Below are 462 nucleotides of genomic sequence, written 5' to 3'. Positions count from 1 at the left end.
ATGCAGGCGGCGCTGCATGTGCGACAACGGATACTGCGTCTGGTGCAGCGCCGCGATCGGCGCGGCCAAGGTGCCGGCTTGCGTCGCGCTTCTCAGCACGTAGTCGGCCTGCTCTGCGACGGTCTGGTGCAGGAAGACATCGGCCAGACGCAGCCGCGACTGCAACTGGGCATTGATGTCCATGACCAGACGAGTCGCAAGGAGCGAATGCCCGCCCATGGCGAAGAAGTTCTGATTGACGCCGAGGTCGTCGCGTTGCAGAACGCGCGCCCAGATCCTCAGCAGCTCGCCCTCCAACGGCGAGCGTGGCACGAGCGCCGGCTCGTCCAGACGCAGGTGCGGCGCCGGCAGCGCGTTACGGTCGATCTTGCCGTTGGGGGTGATCGGCAGGCGCTCCAGGATCACGAAGGCCGAGGGCATCATGTAGCCGGTCAATTCCCGCGCCAGCGCCGCCTTGCAGGT

General features: G+C 66.7%; 1 protein-coding gene. It reads right to left on the bottom strand.

The features are described 5' to 3' along the window. Positions 1–462 (bottom strand): phosphopantetheine-binding protein (locus tag SLW52_RS21065; protein WP_320741236.1); only part of this gene is annotated, 462 nt, incomplete at both ends.

It is taken from the genome of Xanthomonas sp. LF02-5, from assembly GCF_034105325.1.
GTDB lineage: Bacteria > Pseudomonadota > Gammaproteobacteria > Xanthomonadales > Xanthomonadaceae > Xanthomonas_A > Xanthomonas_A sontii.
The sequence above is the reverse complement of the archived record's forward strand: the minus strand, read 5'-3'. Positions and strand labels throughout refer to the sequence as shown.